Annotated in this window: 17 protein-coding genes and 2 pseudogenes; 15 read left to right on the top strand and 4 right to left on the bottom strand. The window is 63.4% G+C overall.

Features of this window, described 5'->3' with window-relative positions; all coding sequences use genetic code 11:
• Positions 1 to 3: 3 nt before the first annotated feature.
• Both A2G06_10875 and A2G06_10870 read right to left on the bottom strand, forming a co-directional pair.
• Positions 4 to 954, bottom strand: a complete 951-nt coding sequence (locus tag A2G06_10875) for a peptidase M48 (GenBank protein ID ANA40702.1) — start codon at positions 952 to 954, stop codon at positions 4 to 6.
• A gap of 4 nt (positions 955 to 958) precedes the next feature.
• Positions 959 to 1,993 (bottom strand): tRNA 2-selenouridine synthase, encoded by a 1,035-nt coding sequence (locus A2G06_10870; GenBank protein ID ANA40701.1) that lies wholly within the window; start codon positions 1,991 to 1,993, stop codon positions 959 to 961.
• A gap of 280 nt (positions 1,994 to 2,273) precedes the next feature.
• Between A2G06_10870 and A2G06_10865 the strand changes: the two genes are divergently transcribed.
• The 4 genes from A2G06_10865 (at position 2,274) to A2G06_10850 (ending at position 5,533) form a co-directional block, all read left to right on the top strand.
• Positions 2,274 to 2,645: a pilus assembly protein PilZ gene (locus A2G06_10865; protein ID ANA40700.1), complete on the top strand. Its 372-nt coding sequence runs from the start codon at positions 2,274 to 2,276 to the stop codon at positions 2,643 to 2,645.
• Positions 2,646 to 2,757: 112 nt separating this feature from the next.
• Positions 2,758 to 4,044, top strand: a complete 1,287-nt coding sequence (locus tag A2G06_10860) for a ketose-bisphosphate aldolase (GenBank protein ANA40699.1) — start codon at positions 2,758 to 2,760, stop codon at positions 4,042 to 4,044.
• A 69-nt stretch (positions 4,045 to 4,113) separates the two neighbouring features.
• Positions 4,114 to 4,734 (top strand): lysine transporter LysE, encoded by a 621-nt coding sequence (locus A2G06_10855; protein ID ANA40698.1) that lies wholly within the window; start codon positions 4,114 to 4,116, stop codon positions 4,732 to 4,734.
• Positions 4,735 to 4,753: 19 nt separating this feature from the next.
• The gene (locus A2G06_10850) at positions 4,754 to 5,533 is read left to right on the top strand and encodes an HD family phosphohydrolase (protein ID ANA41659.1); all 780 of its coding nucleotides are present in this window, start codon (positions 4,754 to 4,756) and stop codon (positions 5,531 to 5,533) included.
• On the opposite strand, the gene A2G06_10845 is transcribed toward A2G06_10850, so the two are convergent.
• Both A2G06_10845 and A2G06_10840 read right to left on the bottom strand, forming a co-directional pair.
• Positions 5,530 to 5,913, bottom strand: a complete 384-nt coding sequence (locus A2G06_10845; protein ANA41660.1) for a hypothetical protein — start codon at positions 5,911 to 5,913, stop codon at positions 5,530 to 5,532. The two genes, A2G06_10850 and A2G06_10845, sit on opposite strands and share 4 nt — an antisense overlap.
• Positions 5,914 to 5,918: 5 nt before the next feature.
• Entirely contained in the window at positions 5,919 to 6,413 is a 495-nt protein-coding gene (locus A2G06_10840; GenBank protein ID ANA40697.1) for a tRNA methyltransferase, read from the bottom strand.
• Between the two features lie 174 nt (positions 6,414 to 6,587).
• Here A2G06_10840 and A2G06_10835 point away from each other — a divergent pair, with 174 nt between their 5' ends.
• From A2G06_10835 to A2G06_10785, 11 genes and pseudogenes are all read left to right on the top strand, one after another.
• Positions 6,588 to 8,216, top strand: coding sequence for a phosphoglycerate dehydrogenase (locus A2G06_10835; GenBank protein ANA40696.1), 1,629 nt, complete (start codon positions 6,588 to 6,590; stop codon positions 8,214 to 8,216).
• Positions 8,217 to 8,294: 78 nt separating this feature from the next.
• The gene (locus tag A2G06_10830; protein ID ANA40695.1) at positions 8,295 to 8,858 is read left to right on the top strand and encodes a nuclease; all 564 of its coding nucleotides are present in this window, start codon (positions 8,295 to 8,297) and stop codon (positions 8,856 to 8,858) included.
• An 89-nt stretch (positions 8,859 to 8,947) separates the two neighbouring features.
• The gene (locus A2G06_10825; GenBank protein ID ANA40694.1) at positions 8,948 to 10,156 is read left to right on the top strand and encodes a 30S ribosomal protein S1; all 1,209 of its coding nucleotides are present in this window, start codon (positions 8,948 to 8,950) and stop codon (positions 10,154 to 10,156) included.
• 5 nt (positions 10,157 to 10,161) lie between these two features.
• The gene (locus tag A2G06_10820) at positions 10,162 to 10,647 is read left to right on the top strand and encodes a transcription elongation factor GreB (GenBank protein ID ANA40693.1); all 486 of its coding nucleotides are present in this window, start codon (positions 10,162 to 10,164) and stop codon (positions 10,645 to 10,647) included.
• Between the two features lie 101 nt (positions 10,648 to 10,748).
• Positions 10,749 to 11,821 (top strand): annotated as a pseudogene (locus A2G06_10815) (mannose-1-phosphate guanylyltransferase).
• Positions 11,822 to 11,888: 67 nt separating this feature from the next.
• Positions 11,889 to 13,349: a K+/H+ antiporter gene (locus A2G06_10810; protein ID ANA40692.1), complete on the top strand. Its 1,461-nt coding sequence runs from the start codon at positions 11,889 to 11,891 to the stop codon at positions 13,347 to 13,349.
• Between the two features lie 158 nt (positions 13,350 to 13,507).
• Entirely contained in the window at positions 13,508 to 15,562 is a 2,055-nt protein-coding gene (locus tag A2G06_10805) for a sodium:proton exchanger (GenBank protein ID ANA41658.1), read from the top strand.
• Entirely contained in the window at positions 15,559 to 16,032 is a 474-nt protein-coding gene (locus tag A2G06_10800; protein ID ANA40691.1) for a flavodoxin, read from the top strand. Before A2G06_10805 ends, A2G06_10800 begins: the two co-directional genes overlap by 4 nt.
• Positions 16,029 to 16,625 carry an HD family phosphohydrolase gene (locus tag A2G06_10795; GenBank protein ANA40690.1) on the top strand — a complete coding sequence of 199 codons (597 nt, stop codon included), beginning with the start codon at positions 16,029 to 16,031 and terminating at the stop codon, positions 16,623 to 16,625. The genes A2G06_10800 and A2G06_10795 overlap by 4 nt, the downstream gene beginning before the upstream one ends.
• 1 nt (position 16,626) lies before the next feature.
• Positions 16,627 to 16,914 (top strand): annotated as a pseudogene (locus A2G06_10790) (heme biosynthesis protein HemY).
• A 15-nt stretch (positions 16,915 to 16,929) separates the two neighbouring features.
• On the top strand, positions 16,930 to 17,574 hold the full coding sequence (locus tag A2G06_10785) for a hypothetical protein (protein ANA40689.1): 645 nt from the start codon (positions 16,930 to 16,932) through the stop codon (positions 17,572 to 17,574).
• Positions 17,575 to 17,584 lie beyond the last annotated feature (10 nt).

Genomic DNA, 17,584 nt, shown 5'->3' with positions numbered 1-17,584 from the left:
GCTTCAGTGCCACAGGCCGTTCAGGTGGCGGCGCGGCACGCGGCTCACCTCCGCCATGTGGTGAGGGACGCACGGCCCGCCGTCTTCGGGGCAGACCAGCATGCTGTCGTCCGGGTACATCTCCCGCACGATCTCTTTCAGCCTTTTGATCCGTTCATCGGTTACGGGATGAGTCCTGAGCAGGGACGGCTCGATCCCCTTCATACCCGGCAGCCGGCTTTTTTTCAGGACTCTCTGCTGATACTCCTCCAGCTTGCCCAGGGCCGAGGCGAGCCCCGCCGGGTCGCCGGTGAGCTTTGAGCCGGAGAGGTCCGCCTCGAACTCGCGGGTCCGCGACAGGGAAAGCTGGAGCAGGGCGCTGATGATGGGGGCGAAGAGCATGAGCATCAGCGGGATCCACGGCAGCGACCACTCCCCCAGGATCAGCAGGGGGAGGTTGAGGATGACCAGTACCTGTCCCATCAGCGAGATGAGGCGGGTTACGCGGGTCACCACGTCGGCGAAACTCATGACCCAGGTGTCGCTGTTTCCGATATGGCTGACCTCGTGCCCCAGGACGCCGACAAGCTCCCGGACGGTCAGAAGCCGCAGCAGGCCGTCGGTTACGGCCACTGAGGCTCCCTTGCCGCTGCCGATGGAGAAGATCAGGGGGGCGGAGCTGGGAATATAGTGGATGCGGGGGGGCTCCGCCAGGCCGGCGCGGCGGGAAAGCTGGTTAACGATAGCGTGAAGTTGGGGGGCCTCGGCGACGGAGAGGGGCTTTGCCTTGTACATCCTGAGGACGAGGGCGGGAAGGACCCTCAGGCTCACCACCAGCGGGATGATTCCCACCAGGAGCGTCCATGCCATGCCGTAGACGCCGGCAAAGAGCCAGCCGAGGGTGAGAAGAAGCCCCACCATGCCCGCCACGAGCACCATGGACTGGATGAGGTTGCGCAACCTCTGGGCCAGCATGGGGCTACACCGCGGCCTGTGGGCGCGACGCGAGGAACGCGTTCAGGTCCCGCTCTCCTTCGGAAAAATCCTCCAGGGAGATGACGGCATCTTCCACCCAGTCGCGGGTCTTGTAGTAGAGCTTGTCATAGTAGTGCCGGATCAGGCCCTCCATGAACGGTTCCATTTCCCAGCGGTCCAGGTGGCCCTTGATCGCTTCGTAGTTGTCGCCGCCGAGCTTTTTTCTGATCCGCTCCAGGGCGCCGGCCATGCCGTCGCGGTACTCGGTGCGGCCGTACTCTTCCGTGAGGCGGGCCACCCGGGTGGCCACCGACGCCTCGCACCACAGCTTCACGCTTCCCCGCATGACGTCGTAGAGGTTGCCCGGCAGGGTGAGCCTGCCGATGCGCCTGCTTTCGCCCTCCAGCAGGATGGGGCAGCCGGCAGGCAACCGGCGGAAGGCATCCCAGAGGAGGGTTTCGAACCGTTTCTGGGAGATGTCCTGGCGAAGTCCCAGTTCGCCGAAGGCCGATCCCCGGTGGCGGGCGAGTCCCTCCAGGTCGACCACGGCATGGCCGGTCCGTGCCAGTTGCAGGAGGAACGTTGTCTTGCCCACGCCGGTCATGCCGTGGAGGACAACCAGCGGCGCGGGCGGGGTAAAGGGCTCGAATGACGACAGAACCAGGTGGCGGAACGCCTTGTGGCCTCCCTGGAGCTGGATCGCGTCGAACCCTGCCAGGTCGAGGATCGACACGACGGTCTTGCTCCTGAGCCCCCCGCGCCAGCAGTAGACGAGAATGGGGCGGCCTGCCGCGGCCCGGGCAATCTCCTCCACCATGGCGGGAAAGCGGTGGGCAGTCAGGTGCAGCCCCCGGTGGCGTGCCTCCAGGGGGCCGGTCTGTTTGTAGAGTGTGCCGATCTCCACCCGTTCCTCGTTGGTGAGGAGCGGGACGTTGATGGCGCCGGGGAGATGGTCTTCCTCGTATTCGAGGGGAGTCCGGACATCCACCGCCAGGTGGGTGTCGAGCAGCGATTCATGAAACGGTGTGGTTTTGATCACGTCATTCTCCTTGCAAACCACAGCATTATACGGGGGGAGCCAGGCCAATTGCAAGGACGGCGCGCCACCACGTGCGGGATGGCCGGGGAGGGGTGCATTCTCTCTGTTTCTGCCCGGGACGGGGCCGTCGTGAGCCGTTCCATCGGTGGTGCAGATGGTTTTAGTCGGTCAAAATGCTGTTGACAAATGGGCGCGGAACGTTAATCATCCCCAGTGATTGCACGGCAGGAGGCCCGGTTCGCACAGGGAGGCGGCGGCACTGATCCGGGAGGTGTCCAAGATGGATAAAAGGCGATTCACGCGCGTTCCCTTTGTTGTTTCTGCAACGGTTACTCGCGGCGAAATCTCGTTCACTGGCGAAGTGGTCGACCTGAGCCTGAACGGTATGTTCGTGAAAACGGAGGAACAGCCGGCCATCGGCGAGGAGGTGGAGGTCGTCATCTCCCTGGCCGAGGGAAGTCCATCCCTGAATGTGGAACTGGCCGGCGAGGTGGTCCGCGCCGACGCGAGCGGCGTTGCCATCCGCTTTTCGCGCATCGAGGTCGATTCGTTCATCCACCTGCGCAATATCGTGGAGTACAACACGCCCGAGCCGACCCGGGTCATGGACGAGTTCGCCGACTACGTGGAAGATCGGCTCGGCCGGAAGTGAGGACCAGTGTCGCCGGGGCAATCGTTCCTTGATTTTTACCCCCGGTCGTGCTAATAACAGGCTGTTTTATTTGTAGTAAATATGTTTGAATGTCACTAAACAGGGAGGTGCTATGACAGCCCAGTACTCCGCCGAATTCGAGAAGGCCCTGCAGGTCGGCCGCCCCCCCAATATCCGGGCTCTTTTCCCCAACTCCAAGGCCCTCATCGTGAGCGGCAAGGTTGTGGACCGGGCCATGCTCGCCAAGGGAAAGGCCATCGCCATGGCCGCCAACGGCCGCAACTACTTCGTCATTCGCGGAGCACTGATGGCCGCCCAGCGGGCCAACTGCCCGCTCATCATCGAAATCGCCAAGTCGGAGGGGGGCCAGAAGGCTTACTGCGCCGTCAATTACTGGAACATGGCCCGCATCGTCGACGCCCTCTGCAACGAGCTGGGGATCACCGTGCCGGTGGCCATCCACGCCGACCACTACGGCATCAAGAACGAAAAGGACCTGAACGCCGCCAAGGTGGAGATTCCGACCATGTTCGAGGCGGGCATCACCTCCATCGCCATCGACGCCTCCCACCTGCCGGACGACCGGAACCTGCTGGCCAACCTGGCCATCAATCCGTTCATCCCGTCCTGGGCCGGCCTTGAGACCGAGGTGGGCGAGATCAAGGGGAACACGGGGCTCTCCACGGTGGACGAGGCGAAATTCCTCATTCAGGGGCTCAATGCCCACGGCATCTTCCCCGACTGGATCGCCCTGAACAACGGCACCACCCACGGCCTGGAGGCGTCGGATGCCGGTATCCAGGTGGGGCTCACCGCCGAGATCCACAAGGCCCTGGAACCCTACCGGGTCAACGGGGCCCAGCACGGCACCTCGGGCAACAGCTCCGAGCGGCTCCGGGCCATCGCCGATGAAACTGCCACCACCAAGGCCAACGTGGCCACCGCGCTCCAGATGATCTCCTGGGGGCTTGAAGTGAACGATTACGGCAATGCCCAACTTGATGCCGGCGGCAATTTCATCAAGAAGTCCGATGCCGGCATGAGCGACGAGCTGTGGGCCGAGATGGTGGCACATGCCGAAGGCAAAGGCTGGAAGAAGGGGGACTACAAGAACCTGAACCTTCCCTTCGAGAACAAGCTGCTGGCGCAGCCCAGGGAGATCCGCGAACGGATGGCCAAGGGGGTCGAGGAGTTCGCCTACAAGATGATGACCGAGGTGCTCAACGCCCGTGACACGGCACCTTACGCCATAGAGGCGATTCTCGCGGCCGGTTCCCACGACGTGGGGGCAAAGGGAAGCCGTATAGAGGATCCGGCCCTCTGGACCGAAGCCCGTATCATCGAGCGGGCGAAATCAATTGTGGGTGACAAGGGCGCTGAAGGTAATTTCGACGATTAGCATCCCGCTGCCAGGGGCGTGAAAGGGGGGCAAAAGCCCCCTTTTTCCGTTGCTGCTCCGGAGCAGACCATGACAAATCTCAGTGTGTTCCTTGTTTCCGTTGTTCTCGTCACCGTTGCACCGGGGCCCGATATCATCCAGGTTCTCACCCGGGGAGTAAGCCAGGGGCGGATGGCCGGCCTGGCTGCCGCGGCCGGTTTCAGCACCGGCTGTATCTTCCACACGACTCTCGCGGCGGTGGGAGTGTCGGCCCTCATCCGGTCCTCTGAGGTGGCATTCACCCTGATCAAGCTTGCCGGGGCCTTTTATCTGATCTACATCGGCATCGGGTCGCTGCGGAACCGGAGAGCTGCCCTGGTGGGCGAGCCGGCCGGCTTCGACGCCCTGGGGGCCATCTACCGCCAGAGCATAGTGGCAAACATCCTCAATCCCAAGGTAACCCTCTTTTTTCTCGCGTTCCTGCCCCAGTTCGTGTCCCCCGCGTCGGCAACTCCAGGCCTTCAGCTCATGGGGCTCGGCATCATCTTCATGGTCGTGACAATCATCATCTTCGGCGCCGTGGCCATTTTTGCGGGACTCATCGGGGATTGGCTCAGACGTCGACCTGCCGTTGCCGGACGGCTCCAGGTCCTGGCCGGCGTCACCTTCATCGGCCTCGGCATCCGCGTGGCACTGCCCGATGTCCGCTGACCCCTTCGTCATAACCACCCTGAACGAGGAGGGGCTTGCTTCCCTCAGGCAGTGGTTCCTCGGCTACTGCCGCTCCTTTTACACCTCACGCGAAGAAGACAACCGGAACATCCGCCTGAAAGAGGAGCACACGGAGCAGGTTTGCGCCTTCATGGACATCCTGACGCTGCACCTGGGGCTCGATCCGGGTGAACGGCGCCTGGCCGGGGCGGTTGCCCTGCTGCACGATGTGGGGCGGTTCGAGCAGTACCGCTGCTACGGCTCCTTCAAGGACAGCGAGTCGGAAAACCATGGGACACTCGGCGTCCGCGTGCTGACGCGGGAAAGGGTGCTCGACGGCCTGACGCCGGAAGAGCGGCGGATGATCCTCGGAACGGTGGCGCTCCACAACGCGTTCCGGATTCCCGAAGCTATCGACGGCCCGGCCCGCCGGCTGCTGCACCTGGTGCGCGACGCGGACAAGCTTGATATCTGGCGGGTGTTCCTCGAATTCTACCGTCTGCCCCCGGAGAGGCAGGCTTCGGCGGTGGGGCTGGGGTTTCCGGACCTGCCGGTCTGTACTCCCGGGGTGGTGGAAACGGTCATGCGGGGAGAACTGGTCAATCTGGCGACTTTGAGGACCCTGAACGACTTCAAGCTCCTTCAGCTTTCATGGGTGTTCGACCTGAATTTCGCCGTGTCGCGGCGGCTGGTGGCGGAGCGAAACTACGTGGAGCAGATGGCGGCGACCCTGCCCCCGGGAGAGGATGTCGCCCGGGTTGTGGCGTTCGTGCGGGAGTATCTGGCGCGGTCGGGCTAGTGTTTAGCCGCCTTCAGCATTCCGGCGACAGCTCCGCTGGCGAAGGCGATGCACCAGAGGGTGTAGATGGTGAGACTCACCCGGTGAAAGGTGTGGTTGATCCGCTCGGTCTTGCGGGCGAACGCCGCCGCGAGAGCCAGTAAAAAGTGAAAGGCCATGCCCGCCAGGGACAGGATGCCGGTAAGGTTGTGCCATTCGGGGGCCTTGCCGAAGGTCCTGGCGTAGAGGCTCATCTGATGGGTTCCCAGGTAGTCGAACAGCAGCCCCGCGCCGAAGACCAGCAGATGCTTGGCGTGGAGTCCCTCTTTCCTGCCGCTGAAGACCGCGTAGGTGTAGAAGACGAGAGCCAGCACCATGAACGTGATTCCGGCCTTGATCATCGACATCACTCTCCGTTTTCACCCGCCCGGTCGGCAAGGCGTCCGGTCTGGCGCAGGGCTTCGTACAGGACGATCCCCGCGGCGGTTGAGAGGTTGAGGCTCCGCACCTTGCCGAAGATCGGTATCCTCACGCAGTGCTCCTCGTTGGCCCGGAGCAGGTCTTCGGGCAGTCCCACGGTTTCCTTGCCGAAGACGATGAAGTCGCCCTCGCGAAAGCCGGCATCCACGTAACAGCGCGCCGCCTTCTTGCTCGTATAGAAGAAGCGTGCCTCGGGCCAGGCCTGCCGCAGTTGGTCGAGGCTCTCCCAGTAGCGGATGTCCACCTCGCTCCAGTAGTCGAGGCCGGCTCTCTTCAGGTACCGGTCATCGGTAGAAAAGCCGAGTTTTCCGACCAGATGGAGCACAGTGCCGGTGGCCCCGCAAAGGCGGGCAATGTTGCCGGTGTTGGGTGGGATTTCCGGCTCCACGAGCACAATGTGAAAAAGCTGGTGTCCAGTCATGGGTCCTTCCTGCGGGAACGCTCCCCCCTCGTATACCGGCAGGAGGTTCGCCGGCCTTGCAATTTTCAATCGGGGGGTCTATTATTAGCGCTTCTCCGCAGCCTCGCAAAGCACTTTCTTGCCATCGGGTTATCCCGGCTACTCATTACTATTCCACACCACAGGGGATCATCAATGAAAATCATCGTTACTGACGAGGTGGCTCAAGAAGGATTGGCGCTTCTTGCCCAGGATCCACGTGTTGAGCTCCATGTGAAGCTCGGCCTCAAAAAGGAAGAACTCCTCGCAATAATCGGCGATTACGACGTCATCATAACCCGCAGCGGCACCACCGTGAACCGGGAGCTCCTGGACGCGGGGAAAAGGCTGAGGCTCGTGGCCCGGGCGGGCGTGGGCATCGACAACGTAGACGTGGACTATGCCAGTTCTCGCGGCGTCATCGTGGTGAACGCTCCTTTCGGCAATACCAACAGCGCGGCCGAGCATGCCATGGCGCTGCTGCTCTCCTTCTGCCGCAACGTGACCCGCGCCAACGGCAGCCTGAAGAGCGGCGAGTGGAAGCGGGCCCCGTTTACCGGCTACGAGCTCAAGGGCAAGACGGCCGGCGTCATCGGCCTCGGCAAGGTCGGCGGCCGGGTAGCCACGCGGCTTAAGGCCTTCGAGTGCGACGTGCTCGCCTGCGATCCCTACATCGCCGTGAAGCGGGCCCATGACCTGGGAGTCAAGCTGGTCTCCCACGACGAGATTTACAAGAACTGCGACATCATCACCGTCCACACCCCTCTCACCGACGAGACCCGCAACATGATCGGCGAACGTGAGCTGGCCATGATGAAGGACGGCGTCATCATCGTGAACGCCGCTCGGGGCGGCATCATCGAAGAGGCGGCCCTGCTGAAGTTCCTGGAGTCGGGCAAGGTTGCCGGAGCCGCCGTGGACGTGTTCAGCGAGGAGCCCCCCAAGAGCGAGTATCTGAAAAAGCTCATCGGCCACGAGAGGGTCGTGGTGACGCCGCATCTGGGGGCAAATACCTTTGAGGCCCAGGTGAACGTGGCCGTGGACGTATCCCGCGAGATTCTCAACTACCTGGACGACCAGCCCCTGGAGAACGCCGTGAACATTCCGCGCTTCGACCTTGCGCTCATGGACCAGATGCGGCCGTTCCTCAACCTCATGAACACCCTGTGCGAATTCGGCATTCAGTTGCTGGACGCCAACATCTCGAAGATCGTCTTCGGCTACGCGGGTTCCATCGCCCACTATGACTGCACCCCGCTTACCGTCTGCGGCCTGGCGTCGATCCTGAACCGGATGGTGGACCAGGACGTGAACATGGTGAACGCCTCCCTGATCGCCGTAGGGATGGGAATCGTGGTGGAGGAAACCAAGACGACCCATGTTGACGCCTTCTCCAACCTCATCACCGTCGTGGTTGAAGGGGAGGGGGGCAAGCGCCGCACTATCTCAGGCACCCTTTTCGACGGGGTGCCCCGCATCGTGCGGCTGCGCGACTACTCCATGGACTTCGCGCCCGAAGAGCACATGCTGCTGCTCCACTACGCCGACCGGCCGGGCATGATCGGCAAGATCGGCACCATCATGGGGCAGCATGAGATCAATATTGCCTCCATGAACCTGGGGCGCAGTGAAAAAAAGGGGGAAGCAATGGTCATCCTTTCCCTGGACTCGGCGGTGCCGCCCCAGGTGCTGGATGAGGTACGCGCCGCCACCGACGCCACCTTCATCAAGGCCATTCACATGCCCGGCGCCCGGTGCAGCAGGAGCTGCGGCTGCGGCGTCTGATCCGTGGCCATTTCCTTGTTTAACGCGCGGGGCCGGTCTTCCTTTGGGGACCGGCCCTTTTGCGCAGGAGGATGACGCATGAAAAACACGCTGTGGCTCGGGGGCACGCTTCTGCTCATGGGGCTCGTCCTGGCGCTCTACCTGCTCACCCCCGAGCGGGCTCCGGTACCGCCGGAATCCTCCGACCGCGCCGCCGGCGACCGGGTCATCGCGGTGAAGGACGGCGACACGGTGGTCATCGCCCCGGCAGGAGGCGGCAAGCCCTACACCTGCAGACTCTACGGCATCGATACGCCCGAGACCCCGAAAAAACGTAAAAAGGGGCAGCCGTACGGGCAGGATGCGGCCGACGAACTGAGCCGTCTCGTCCTCAACCGGGAGGTGCACGTGACCCTGACCGGCGACACGACCTACAATCGCCAGGTGGGGACCATCGAGGTTGATGGGGTGAACGCGAACCTGGAGATGGTGCGCCGGGGCTATGCCTGGGCCTATGTCCAGTACCTGCGGAGGCCCCACGTGTCCGAGTACCGGGGGGCCGAAGATGAGGCGCGCCGGCAACGGCTCGGGCTCTGGCAGGAGCACAACCCCGTGCCGCCATGGGAGTTTCGCAAGCGACAGAGGCTCCAGAAGCTTGACTAATCACTCCCTTTCGACTACTTTCTCATGGTGCGGCTGTACCGGCCCCGACCCGCCGAAACAGCCGAAACTCTTTCGCAACGGAGACAACGATGATCGACAACGAAAACAACGTAAACGAGCCGGCCGAGGAGGAGAGCTTCGCCGAGCTCTTCGAAAAGAGCAATCGCAGGACCGAGCGGCTGCGGCCGGGCTCAAAGGTTGACGCACGGGTGCTCAAGATCGGCGCCGAGTGGGTCTTCCTCGATATTGGCAGCAAGGGTGAAGGGGTCATGGAGCGCAAGGAGCTCCTGGACAAGGACGGCAACCTGACCGTCGCCGAGGGGGATACCATCTCGGTCTGGTTCGTGAAGGTGGAACGGAACGAGATGCGCTTCACCACCAAGGTCGGCGCGGGGCAGGCGGGCCTGTCCGCCCTGGAGGACGCCTATCGTGCCGGCATACCCGTGGAGGGGAACGTCGAGAAGGAGATCAAGGGGGGCTTCGAGATCAAGGTCGGCGGCACTGTTCGCGCCTTCTGCCCCTATTCGCAGATTTCGCTCCGCCGGGCGGCCAACCCGGCCGAATTCGTCGGCCGCCAGCTCATGTTCAAGGTGGTGGAATTCGCCGAGCGCGGGCGCAACATCGTCCTTTCCCACCGCGCAATCCTTGAGGAGGAAGAGCGGCAGAAGCGCGAGGCCCTGAAGGAGACGCTCAAGGAGGGGACGACCGTCACCGGCACCGTGACCCGCCTTATGCCCTTCGGCGCGTTCGTTGACATCGGCGGCGTGGAGGGGCTCATTCCCATTTCCGAGGCCGGCTGGACCCGGGTCAAGGAGATCGGCGACGTCCTGTCCGCTGGCGAGCAGGTGACTGCCCTGGTGAAGCGGATCGACTGGGAGAACAACAAGATATCCCTCAGCCTCCGCGATATTCAGGCCGATCCCTGGGAGGGGGTTGCCGAGCGTTTCCCGGAAGGGTCCTACCACACGGGAACCGTGGCGCGGCTCGCTCCGTTCGGCGCCTTCGTCACGCTCGCTCCGGGCATCGACGGCCTCATCCACATCTCCAAGCTCGGTGCCGGCAAGCGGATCGCCCACCCCCGGGAGGTGCTCAAGGAAGGTGACTCCGTTGAGGTAACGGTCGAGGGTGTGGACCGCGAGAGCCGCCGTCTTTCCCTTGCGCTGGCCGCCACCAAACGCGCGGCAGAGGAAGAGGAGCGGAGCATTGCCGAATTCCGCGGCAAGGGCGCAGCACAGGCCAAGGATTCCATGGGAACGTTCGGCGACATTCTCAAGGCCCAGCTCGACGACAAGAAGTAGGTCGGATGGCGGGTCATTCCAACTACATCACTCCCGAGGGGGCGAAAAAGCTCCGGACCGAGCTGACCTGGCTCTGGAAGGAGGAGCGCCCCCGGGTCACCCAGGGGGTTGCCGATGCGGCCGCCGAGGGTGACCGATCCGAAAACGCCGAGTATATCTATGGTAAGAAACGGCTGCGGGAGATCGACCGCCGCATCCGTTTCCTTACTCAGCGGCTCGATGCCCTCACGGTGGTGGACGCTCCGCCCCCGGCCACGGGTACGGTCTTTTTCGGGGCTTGGGTACGGCTCGAAAACGAGGAGGGCGACGAGGTCGTCTACCGGGTTGTCGGCCCGGACGAGACCGATGCCGCCAAGGGGCACATCAGTCTCGACTCCCCCATGGGCAAGGCGCTGCTCGGTCGCCGGGAGGGAGACGAGATCCACGTTCGCCGTCCGGCGGGCGAGGCGGTCTTCACCCTGCTCGAAGTCGGCTACCAACCGCCGGATTAACAGGTTTTTCCCCGTCAGACGCAGGATGAAGGAGCCGGGCTGACCCGGTTTCATCCCATCCCTGCGTCTTCATTGTCAGCTTGATAGTCCCGGAGCTCCCCATGTACGTCGTCATCCTCGCCGGCGGCTCCGGCACCCGTTTCTGGCCCCTGTCGCGCAAGGCCCACCCCAAGCAGCTCATGTCGGTCTTTGGCGGAAAGTCCATGCTGCAGCGGACCGTGGAGCGGGTCATACCCCTCAACCCCAAGCGCATCCTGGTGGTCACCAACCATTTGCAGGCGGACGAAACCCGACGTCAGTTGGAATACCTGAGGGGAATGCGCATCGAGGTGATCGAGGAGCCCATGGGGCGCAACACGGCGCCGGCCATCTGCCTGGCCGCCACCCTCATTGCCCGCCACGACCCGGAGGCGGTCATGGCAGTGCTGCCCGCCGACCACTACATTGCCGACGAGGACGGCTTCTGCGCTGCACTTCAGGAGGGGCGCAACCCAGCCATGAACGGCTGGCTGGTCACCTTCGGCATCCTACCGGACCGGCCCGAAACCGGTTATGGCTACATCGAGGCCGACCGGGACCTGCGGGGCGACGGTCCGTATCCGGTCAAACGCTTTGTGGAAAAACCCGACGCAGCCACTGCGGCCCAGTACCTGGCCGCCGGCGGGTTCTACTGGAACAGCGGTATGTTCATGTGGCGCGTTGACGTGATCCTCGACCGGATTGCCAACCACATGCCCGACCTGGCCCGGGCCTTTGCCGGCATTGCCTTTGATACCGACATCTGGGAACCGGCCGACCTCGCTCCCCAGATCGAGGCCGTTTACGCCATGGTCCCTGGCCAGTCCATCGACTACGGCGTCATGGAGAAGGCCGACAACGTGCTGGTGCTCCCCGCCTCCTTCGGCTGGAGCGATGTGGGAAGCTGGAGCGCGCTGCCCGGATTGATCGCCCCCGACGACGACGGTACCATCCGTCTCGGCCACGAAACCGTCATCAGTGTGGACTCGGCCGGCTGCGTGGTGCGCGGTGAAAAGCTCGTGGCACTGGTGGGGGTGAGGGATCTGGTGGTCGTCGACACCCCCGATGCCTGATGGTCTGCGCCAAGGATGGAGCCCAGGACGTCAGGAAGATTGTGGAAGACCTGGAGCGCCGCGGCCTGAAGCAGTATCTCTGATGGCTCCCGCCGTTTCCCGGCGCCCCGGCCGTGACATCGCACCTTCCGCGAGGGGATCCCGCTGCCCATGACCCCATTCGAATATCTACTTTTGGGTACTTCCCTCCTCTTGCTGGTGAGCATCCTCGCCAGTAAGGTGTCGAGTCGACTGGGGGTGCCGGCGCTTCTTCTCTTCCTTCTGGTGGGGATGCTGGCCGGCTCCGACGGCCCGGGCGGCTTCGAGTTCGACAAGCCGGTCCTCGTCCAGTCTCTCGGCATCGTGGCTCTCGCCTATATCCTCTTTGCCGGCGGTCTCGACACCAACTGGCGCTCTGTCCGGCCGGTGCTGGGCCGGGCGCTGATTCTCTCGACTCTGGGAGTGTTTGTCACGGCCCTGCTGGTCGGCTGGTTTGTCCATGAGGTTCTCGATTTTTCATTGCTCGAGGGGCTGCTGGTGGGGGCCATTGTCTCATCCACCGATGCTGCGGCCGTGTTTTCGGTGCTCCGTTCCCGCAACGTAAGTCTTCGCGGCGAACTGAAACCGTTCCTCGAACTTGAATCGGGTAGCAACGATCCCATGGCGGTCTTCCTGACCGTTGCCATTATTTCCCTGCTGGTGGATCCCGGCGCCAAGCTCTACCATCTGCCCCTGCTCGTTCTGTGGCAAATGGCGGTCGGCGCGGCTGCAGGCTATCTCCTGGGCAAGGGAGGAGTCCTCCTGATCAACCGGCTCCGCCTGGAGTACGAAGGGCTCTACTCCGTGCTTACCCTGACCCTGGTGCTTCTGATCTACAGCGGCACCGCTCTTCTGAGAGGGAACGGCTTTCTCGCGGTCTATGCGGCGGGGCTGGTCATGGGGAACAGCTCCTTCGTGCAGAAAAAGAGCCTTATCCGGTTTCACGACGGTCTTGCCTGGCTGATGCAGATCACCATGTTCCTGATTCTCGGGCTGCAGGTTTTTCCCACTCACCTCGTTCCCGTGACGCTCGTGGGACTGAGCACGGCAGCTTTTCTCATGCTGGTGGCCCGGCCCGTCAGCGTCTTTGCGACGCTTTCCTTTACCCCCATGACCGTTCGGGAAAAAACGATGATTTCGTGGGTCGGCCTGCGCGGAGCGGTCCCCATCGTGCTTGCCACCTTTCCGTTGATGGCCGGTGTCGACAAGGCTGAGATGATTTTCAACATTGTTTTCTTCATAGTCTTTACCTCGGCGCTCCTCCAGGGGTCCACGATCCCGCTCACCGCCCGCTGGCTTGGCCTGGACGCCCCCATTTCCGCCAAGCCCCGACGTCCTTTCGAGTTCGAGCCGTCTGACGAGGAAAAGGGCGAGCTGGTCGAGGTTGATATCTCGTCCGCGTCATCGGCCGTGAATCGTCAGATCGTGGATCTCCATCTCCCACCGGGATCACTTATCGTTTTGATCCAGCGGCGGGGAGAGTTCGTCGTCCCCGGCGGCGGCACCCTCATCGAGGCGGGAGACACGGTGCATCTCCTGGCCGAGCGCGAGCGAATCAACGCGATACGCGCCATGCTCGAAACACCGCCTTGACCACCGGTCGCGCCGCTTGATTCAGTTGCCGTACTCCTTTCGTTGGGAATGATCAGAACCGGAACGGTGCTCTGACCGGCGGGGAGCCATCCCATCCTTTGGGGCAGCCATGGCTTCAGGTCCGGCCGGCCCCTTTCAACATTCAAGATGAGGTCTTCGTGGAATTTCAGGTACTCCGTGACATGGAAATACTTTTCGGGCTGGCTGTTTTTACGGTGGTGCTCCTGCGCCGGCTCATGTTCCCTTCCATTATCGGCTTTCTCGCCACCGGCATTCTGGCCGGGCCCTACGCCCTGGGGCTCATCAAGGATACCCACCAGGTCGAGCAGATGGCCGAGATCGGGGTGGTGCTCCTGCTCTTCACCATCGGCATCGAATACTCCCTCAAGGAGTTGATGCGGATCAAGCACCTCGTCTTCTGGGGCGGGGGGATGCAGGTGGGGGTCACCATCGCCATCGTGGCGGTCCTGGCATACGCCTTCGGCATACCACTCTCCCAGGCCACCTTCTTCGGCTTCCTGGTAGCCCTCTCCAGTACCGCCATCCTCATGAAACTGCTCATGGACAAGGGGGAGATGGACACGCCCCACGGCAAGATGGCGCTCGGCATCCTGATTTTCCAGGACCTCTGCGTGGTCCCCCTCATGCTCTTCACTCCCTTCCTGGCCGGGGCCGGCAACGGCTGGACAGGGATAGTCCTGGTGTCTCTCAAGGCGGCGGCCGTGGTGGTGGTGGCCCACTTCGGCTCCCGGTTCCTGGTCCCCTGGATATTCGAGCAGGTGGTCAAGAGCCGCAGCCGCGAACTCTTCATCCTTACGATCATCTTCATCGGCTTCGGCACGGCCTGGCTCACGGCCCAGGTGGGACTGTCGCTGGCCCTTGGGGCATTCATCGCCGGCCTTGCCATCTCCGAATCGGAGTACAGCCACCAGGCCCTGGGAGACATCATCCCGTTCCGCGATGCCTTCATGAGCCTGTTTTTCATCTCCGTCGGCATGCTGCTGGATCTGTCCGTCCTGGTTCGGCAGCCGGTCCTGGTGGTCACGCTCGTTCTGACCATCCTGGTGGTGAAGTTTCTGGTCACGGGCGGGGCGGCCATGGCCCTCGGCATCCCTGCGCGGGTGGGCATCGTCACGGCCCTGTCCCTGGCCCAGGTCGGCGAATTCTCATTCATTCTCTCACAGACCGGCATGCAGTACGGCCTCCTCTCCAAGGAGTTCTACCAGATATTCCTGGCCGCATCGGTGGCCACCATGGCCCTCACCCCCCTCTGCCTCAAGATCGGCGCACCGGTGGCGACTTATCTGGTGGGGGTTCTGCCGACTCCCCTGATCCGGGGACGGGGTGCGCTGCGGGGGAAAGAGAAGAAGCTCTCCCTGACGGACCATGTGATCGTGGTGGGCTACGGCGTCAACGGCAGGAATCTTTCCCGGGTGCTGAAGGTCCAGAAGATCCCCCATGTGGTGATCGAGACCAATCCCTTCACGGTTTCTACGGAAAAGAGCAAGGGAACACGCATTATGTTCGGCGACGCCACCCGGCCCGAGGTCCTCACCCACTCAGCCGTGGAGCGCGCGCGCAGCATCGTCATCGCCATTTCCGACGCGGCCGCCAGCCGCCGGGTCGTGGCCCAGGCGCGGCAGATGAGCCCCACCATCCACATCATCGTCCGGACCCGCTACATTGCCGAGATGGAGCCCCTGTACAAGCTGGGCGCCAACGAGGTGGTGCCGGAGGAGTTCGAAACGTCCATCGAGATATTCTCCCGGGTCCTGCGCAACTTCCTCGTCCCCCAGGATCAGATCGAGCAGTGCGTGGGCGAAATCCGGCGGGGCTCCTACGACATGTTCCGCACCATGAGCCGCCGGCACAGCCACGCCGTGGGGATCGCCGGGTACCTCTCCGGCGCGGAGATCGCCACCTTTCGCGTAAAGAAGGGAGCCTCCATCGAAGGAGAAAGCCTGCGGCAGGGGACCCTGCGAGCCCGCTCGGGCGCCACGCTCCTGGTGATCAAGCGGGGGGACGAGGTGACCCCCAACCCCGACCCGGTCTGGGTCCTGCACGAGGGAGACATCGTATTGCTGCTCGGCACGCCGGAGCAACTCGCCGCAGCCTCGCGCCTCTTCGATGCGCCGGCGACAGGGGGCGGGCCCGTTGCCGCGCCCCGGGCGGATAACAGCCGACACGACACCAGCAACAGGAGAGACCAGTGAAAAAAGTACTCGTAACCTATTACTCGCGCAGCGGCAATACTGAAAAAATGGCCCGCATGATCGCCGACAGCCTCGTGACCAGAGATCTGACCGTTGAGCTGATCAAGGTCGAGGAGGTCGACATCGACACGCTCCCCTCCTATGACGGCTTCATCGTCGGCTCTCCCAACTACTTCGGCACCATGGCCTGGCCCGTGAAAAAGTTCATCGACGAGAGCGTCAAGTACTTCAGGAAGCTCGACGGCAGGGCCGCCGCCGCGTTCACTTCGGAAGGGATGATCGGCGGCGGGGGCGACACGGTGGTCCTCGACATCCTCAAGGCGTTCCTGATCCACGGCTGCATCGTCCAGGGGCTCACGTCGGCCGGGCACTACGGCCCCGTGGCCGTGGGGGCGCCCGACGGACGGATCGCCAATGAGGTGAACGTTCTCGCGGCAACATTCACCGAGCTGGTCAACCGGGTCCGATGAGGGACGGAGCTGCACAGGGGGGCGAGACGATCCCGAAGACCGCCCGCCACTGCCGTGAGCTCGTCGACCGCTGGCTGGCCGACGGCAGTTTCGACCGGCGCCTCCCGGAGGTCGCGCGGCTGCGGGGCGTTCCCCAGCCCGAGGTGTATCACGCCGAGGGAGACGCCTTCGTCCATACCATGCTCGCCCTGTCGGCCGTAGACGGAGGGGCTGATCCGCGTGTTTTCTGGGGGGTGCTCCTGCACGATATCGGCAAGGCGGAGACCACCGAATTCATCAGCGGGCGCTGGCGCGCCTGGGGCCATGCCGAGCGCGGCGCAGCCATGGTACCGGCGGTCATGGAGCGGTTGGGAATCCCTGAGCTGGCAGCGGACGTGGCCTGGCTGGTCAGGCACCATACCTTCCATTTTTCCTGGAACCTGGCGCCGGCCGCGCGGCTCACCCGCAATCAGCACCGCTTCCTGGACCACCCCCTGTTGCCGCTGCTGCTGGAGGTCTGCCGCGCCGACGCGGACGGCTCCCACGGCGGCAGCGACAAGGGTGACAAGATCGAGCAGATAGCGGATCTGCTCAATGACGAAAGGAGAGCATGACATGACGATCACTGATGCGGCAAAAGCGGTTCTTACGCCGATCGTGGGGGAGCACCCCGGAAAGATCCTGCGCGTTGTCTTCGAGGGGTTCGGCTGAGGCGGTCCCCGCTTGGGACTGGCTCTGGATGAGCCGGCAGACAATGATGAGCGGATGGTCCTGAACGGCATCGAGGTGGCGGTGACCAGTAATTTCCGCTCCCTCCTGGACGACCAGATACTTGACTACATTACCAATGAGCACGGAGAGGGACTCGTCTTCAGGCGGGAATCGGGCGATGTCTGCTGCTAAGGGTGGAGCCGGATCATGATTTATGCGCTGGACGTCTTCGGGACGTTCGTTTTCGCCCTGTCAGGGGCATTCAGGGCGATCAAGCACGAACTGGACCTTCTCGGAGTGCTTGTGCTGGCGGTTGCCACCGGGGTGGGGGGCGGCATGATCCGCGATCTGCTCCTGGGGACCACGCCGCCCATGGTCTTTAGGAATGAATCCTATCTGGCCATCTGCGTGGCCGGAGGGCTCCTGGTCTTTCTGGCCGCCGGCCGGCTCGCCCCGCTCTGGGACTGGGTCATGGTGGCCGATGCCGTGGGCCTGGGCGCCTTTGCCGCCATCGGTGCCCAAAAGGGGGCCGCGGGTGGGCTCGGCGGCTTCGGCATCGTCATGATGGCGGCCATGACCGCCACCGGCGGCGGCGTGGTGCGGGATATCCTGGTGATGGAGATCCCCGCCGTGCTCCGCACCGACTTCTACGCCAGCGCCGCCATCCTCGGCGGCGTATGCTTCGTGGCGGTCCGGGCCGCCGGCGCGCCAGAGCAGGTCCAGCTCTTCACCTGTCTGACGGTCACCCTTGTTCTGCGTCTGCTCGCCATGCGCTTCGGCCTTTCCCTCCCGCGGATAAAGGGGCTCGCCCCCAGGCCGGGGGAGGGAGACGCAGAGGACGGTAAGGGGTAAAACGGGACAT

The organism is Geobacter anodireducens (assembly GCA_001628815.1).
Classification (GTDB): Bacteria; Desulfobacterota; Desulfuromonadia; order Geobacterales; family Geobacteraceae; genus Geobacter; species Geobacter anodireducens.
Note: the sequence above shows the minus strand (reverse complement) of the source record. Positions and strands in the feature narration are given on the sequence as shown.

What these genes read in the sequence shown, in the direction of transcription:
- A2G06_10855 (ANA40698.1), top strand. Translation starts at nt 4,114, where the DNA reads ATGACAAATCTCAGTGTGTTCCTTGTTTCCGTTGTTCTCGTCACCGTT.
- A2G06_10875 (ANA40702.1), bottom strand. Translation starts at nt 954, where the DNA reads ATGCTGGCCCAGAGGTTGCGCAACCTCATCCAGTCCATGGTGCTCGTG.
- A2G06_10820 (ANA40693.1), top strand. Translation starts at nt 10,162, where the DNA reads ATGGCGGGTCATTCCAACTACATCACTCCCGAGGGGGCGAAAAAGCTC.
- A2G06_10785 (ANA40689.1), top strand. Translation starts at nt 16,930, where the DNA reads ATGATTTATGCGCTGGACGTCTTCGGGACGTTCGTTTTCGCCCTGTCA.
- A2G06_10840 (ANA40697.1), bottom strand. Translation starts at nt 6,413, where the DNA reads ATGACTGGACACCAGCTTTTTCACATTGTGCTCGTGGAGCCGGAAATC.
- A2G06_10845 (ANA41660.1), bottom strand. Translation starts at nt 5,913, where the DNA reads ATGATCAAGGCCGGAATCACGTTCATGGTGCTGGCTCTCGTCTTCTAC.
- A2G06_10810 (ANA40692.1), top strand. Translation starts at nt 11,889, where the DNA reads ATGACCCCATTCGAATATCTACTTTTGGGTACTTCCCTCCTCTTGCTG.
- A2G06_10860 (ANA40699.1), top strand. Translation starts at nt 2,758, where the DNA reads ATGACAGCCCAGTACTCCGCCGAATTCGAGAAGGCCCTGCAGGTCGGC.
- A2G06_10835 (ANA40696.1), top strand. Translation starts at nt 6,588, where the DNA reads ATGAAAATCATCGTTACTGACGAGGTGGCTCAAGAAGGATTGGCGCTT.
- A2G06_10825 (ANA40694.1), top strand. Translation starts at nt 8,948, where the DNA reads ATGATCGACAACGAAAACAACGTAAACGAGCCGGCCGAGGAGGAGAGC.
- A2G06_10795 (ANA40690.1), top strand. Translation starts at nt 16,029, where the DNA reads ATGAGGGACGGAGCTGCACAGGGGGGCGAGACGATCCCGAAGACCGCC.
- A2G06_10865 (ANA40700.1), top strand. Translation starts at nt 2,274, where the DNA reads ATGGATAAAAGGCGATTCACGCGCGTTCCCTTTGTTGTTTCTGCAACG.
- A2G06_10830 (ANA40695.1), top strand. Translation starts at nt 8,295, where the DNA reads ATGAAAAACACGCTGTGGCTCGGGGGCACGCTTCTGCTCATGGGGCTC.